The sequence below is a fragment of the Cellulomonas rhizosphaerae genome (assembly GCF_003470205.1).
In the GTDB taxonomy this organism is placed as follows: domain Bacteria; phylum Actinomycetota; class Actinomycetes; order Actinomycetales; family Cellulomonadaceae; genus Cellulomonas; species Cellulomonas rhizosphaerae.
The window spans coordinates 1-3,915 of sequence record NZ_QWKP01000060.1 but is presented as its reverse complement, the minus strand read 5'-3'; the positions used below and the strand labels follow the sequence as shown (position 1 = coordinate 3,915).

Genomic DNA, 3,915 nt, shown 5'->3' with positions numbered 1-3,915 from the left:
CGCGCGGGTCCGGTCAGGGACCCGCGCGGCGCGGGGATCAGGTCAGCCGACCGAGGCGCGAGCCGCGGCCCACTTCGTGTCCAGGCCCTCGAAGATCGACTCCTTGGTGTCCTTCGAGGCACCGCGGCCCGCGTCGACGAGCTGGCGGTAGTAGTCGGGCTGGCCCAGACCGATCTCGGCCTGGTTGTCGATGGCCGAGAGCTTGGCCTCGGGGGTCATCTCCAGGTACTGCACGCCCGTGGCCTCGAAGTCCTTGAGGTTGGCGGGCGCCGGGTTGGCCGTGACCGTCGGCAGCGCGCCGGCCAGGTCGTAGAAGCCCGAGTCGTTGATGAACCAGTCGAACCAGGCGCGCGCGGCGGCCTTGTGGTCGGAGTTCACGTTGATCGCGAGCTTGTAGTCGCCGCCGACGGGCGAGACGGGCTTGCCGTCGACGAGGAACGGCGGCGGCATGAAGCCGATGGACGCCGGGTCGGCACCGGCCTTCGTCGCGGCGTCCTGCATCTGCGGCACGGCCCAGGAGCCGAGCGCCATCGCACCGATCTTGCCGGTCGCGATGAGGTTCTTGGAGTTCTCCCAGTTGGTCGTCGTCGGGTCCTCCTCGATGAGACCCGCCTTGGCGACGTCGAAGAGCAGGGAGTCGACGGTGGCCTTCTCCTTGCCGTCGGCCCACGGCGCGTCGTCGGTCGCCATCTTGACCAGGGCGTCCTTGTCGCCCGAGACCGCACCCATCCAGCTCTGCGGCCAGGTCAGCGGCCAGCCGTCCTTGTAGTTCGTGTAGAACGGCACGGCGTCGGTCTTGTCCTTGATCGCCTGCATGTCGGCGACGAACTCCTGCGGCGTGGTCGGCAGCGCGGTGATGCCTGCGGCCTTGAAGACGTCCTTGTTGTAGACGACGCCGTTCGCGTTGCCGAAGGTCGCCAGGCCGTAGGCGGTGCCGTCGACGGCTGCCTCGTTGACGAAGCTGTAGGTCTTGGCGAGCTCGTCGGTCTTGCCGATCGGCTCGAAGAAGTCGGGGTAGTCCGCGACCGAGACGCTGTTGGGGATGAGCAGGACGTCGCCGTAGTCCTTGGTGTTCATGCGGGTCTTGACCTCGCCCTCGTAGTCCGTGAGGGCCTCGAACTTGACCTTCACGTCGGGGTACTTGGCCTCGAAGGTCTTCTTGTAGTCCTGGAACGTGGTGTCGACGAGGTCGGTCCGGTTGGTCAGCACCAGGATGTCGCCCGACGGCGCGCCGGCGCTGGCGCTGCCTCCGTCCGAGCTCGTGTCGTCGTCGCCGCCGCTCGAGCAAGCGGCGGTCAGGCTGAGCGTGACGACCGCGGCGGCAGCCACGGCGATCCGCATGTGTCGCGTGTGGAACATCGATGATCCTCTCGACGGGTCGGCACCTCGACGTGCCGACGCAGGAAGGGCGTCTTCGCCGTGGGCCGCGGGACCGACCCAACCTCCTGGTGGACATTCTTAGATCGGTGACTAAAGTAAGTCAACCAGTGAGTCGGATCACACGCCCGACGATGCACAACCGTTACCGTGAGCGCCGTGCGTCGCTCCGGCCGGACGAACGACGACGATGTCGAGGAACGAGGGCAACCATGAGCACCAGCTCGGGCGGGGTGGCGCACGTGACCACCCGTGCCGCCCTCCTCGACGTGATCCGGGGCGCGGGCCAGATCAGCCGCGTCGAGCTCACGCGGGCGACCGGCCTGACCGGCGCAACGATCTCCACCGTCGTGCGCCGGCTCATCGACGACGGCCTCGTCGTCGAGACCGGCCGCGCCGAGTCGACCGGCGGCAAGCCCGCCGTGCTGCTCTCGCTCGACCCCGACGCGCGCTACGCGGTCGGGATCCACCTGGACCACGCCGGGATCACGTACGTGCTGGCCAACCTCGGCGGCGCGATCGTCGGGCGGTGGCGGCGTCCCGGTGCGGGGGCCGACGAGCCCAGCGCGGTCGTCGGGCGCATCGCGGCCGAGCTCGCGACCTTCGTCGCGCAGGTCGGCGTCGATCCCGACCGCATCGTCGGCCTGGGCGTCGTCTCCCCCGGGCCGCTGACGGGCGCCGCGGGCATGGCGCTGACGCCGCCCGTCATGCACGCGTGGACCGACTTCCCGCTCGCCGACGCCCTGCAGCGCGCGACCGGGCTGCCCGTGATGCTCGAGAACGACGCGACCGCCGCGGCCGTGGGCGAGTACTGGGCCGGCAGCAGCGAGGCCTCGACGTGCTTCGCGGCGCTCTACATGGGCACGGGCATCGGCGCCGGCGTGATGGTGCACGGCGACCTGTACCGCGGCGCGAGCAGCAACACCGGCGAGATCGGCCACATCTGCGTGGACATCGACGGGCCGGACTGCTGGTGCGGAAGCCAGGGGTGCGTCGAGGCGCTCGCCGGACCTGCCGCCGTGGTGGCCGCCGCGCGCGCGGCCGGGTTCGCGCTGCCGGACATCGGGATCGCCGAGGACTTCGCGGCCGTCTCCCGCGCCGCGATGGTCGGCCAGGAGCCCGCCGCCGGCATCATCGAGCGCTCGGCGCGGTACGTCGCGCTGGCCGCGCAGGCGCTGGCCAACATCATGGACCTCGACCGGATCGTCCTGACCGGGCCGTCGTTCGCCCACGCCGGGTCGCTGTACGTCCCGGCGATCCAGGCCCAGCTCGACCGCTCCTTCTTCGCGCGGACCAGCCACGCGATCGAGGTCGTCATCTCCACCCACGCGGCAGAGGCAGCCGCGGTCGGTGGTGCAGCACTGGTGCTGCAGAGCGAGCTCGCACCTCGCGCCTCGTCGGCCCGCGCCCTGAGCACCGCGGTCCGCACCCTGCCCGCCCCCCACGCCCTGCGGCAGCCCGACGCCGCTCGCGCCTGACCTTCTTCCCAGCAGTGAGAGGACTTCGTCATGCCCACTTTCGACATCCGCGAGCACGGAGCGACCGGTGACGGCACCACCAACGACGCCGCCGCGATCCAGTCCGCGATCGACGCGGCCCACGCCGGCGGCGGCGGGACCGTGCTGGTCCCGGCTGGCGCCACGTTCCTGACGGGCTCGATCGAGCTGCGATCGAACGTCGAGCTGCACGTCGAGCGCGGTGCCGTGCTCGCCGGCTCGGGCGACCCCGCGGCCTACACGGCCCGCCTGGAGGTCGGCGCGCTGTCGGCCGGCGTCGTCAACGCGGAGAACGACTCCGCGCTCGCGCTCATCACCGCGAACGGCGCCACGAACATCGCGATCACGGGTGCGGGCCGCATCGACGGCGCGGGCCGGGCGTTCATCGCCGAGGACCTCGGCACGATCTACCGCTGCCCCAACCAGCGGCCCTTCACCGTGTTCCTCATCGGCTGCACGCGGGTCACGATCCGCGACGTGCTGTTCACCGACGCGGCCCTGTGGTGCGTGCGGCTGTCCGGCTGCGAGGACGTCGTCATCCACGCCATCACGATCGACAGCGACCTGAAGTACCCCAACGCCGACGGCATCGACCTGGACCGCTGCCGTCGTGTGCGGATCAGCGACTGCGAGATCTCCTGCGGCGACGACGCCATCTCGCTCAAGACGTGCGAGGAGTTCCCCGACCTGGGTCCGACCGAGGACATCACGATCACCAACTGCACGCTGCAGTCGACCTCGAGCGCCGTCGTCGTGGGCGTCGACGCGATCGCGGACATCCGCAACGTCGTCGTCTCCAACTGCGTGATCCGCTCGTCGCACCGCGGCCTCGCCGTCAACCTGGGCCAGGAGGGCAACTTCGAGAACATCCTGTTCTCCGACTGCATCGTCGAGACCCGCCACTTCGACCGCGGCTGGTGGGGCCACGGCGAGCCGATCTACGTCAACGTCGGCGCGTGGCACGACGCGGTCGGCCGGCTGCGCAACGTGCGGTTCCGCAACATCCTGTGCCGCTCCGAGAACGGCGCGTACATCGGCTCCG

General features: G+C 70.5%; 3 protein-coding genes. 2 read left to right on the top strand and 1 reads right to left on the bottom strand.

The features are described from left to right. Window positions 1–42: 42 nt before the first annotated feature. Window positions 43–1,359: an ABC transporter substrate-binding protein gene (locus D1825_RS00910; RefSeq protein WP_199721442.1), complete on the bottom strand. Its 1,317-nt coding sequence runs from the start codon at window positions 1,357–1,359 to the stop codon at window positions 43–45. Window positions 1,360–1,589: 230 nt separating this feature from the next. On the opposite strand from D1825_RS00910, the gene D1825_RS00905 reads away from it, so the two are divergent. Together D1825_RS00905 and D1825_RS00900 are read left to right on the top strand one after the other, a co-directional pair. Next, a complete protein-coding gene (locus D1825_RS00905) occupies window positions 1,590–2,855 on the top strand; it encodes an ROK family transcriptional regulator (protein WP_118765644.1) in 1,266 nt (421 codons plus the stop codon). Between the two features lie 30 nt (window positions 2,856–2,885). Further along, window positions 2,886–3,915, top strand: a 1,030-nt coding sequence (locus tag D1825_RS00900; protein WP_118765643.1) for a glycoside hydrolase family 28 protein, incomplete at its 3' end; no start/stop codon positions are given.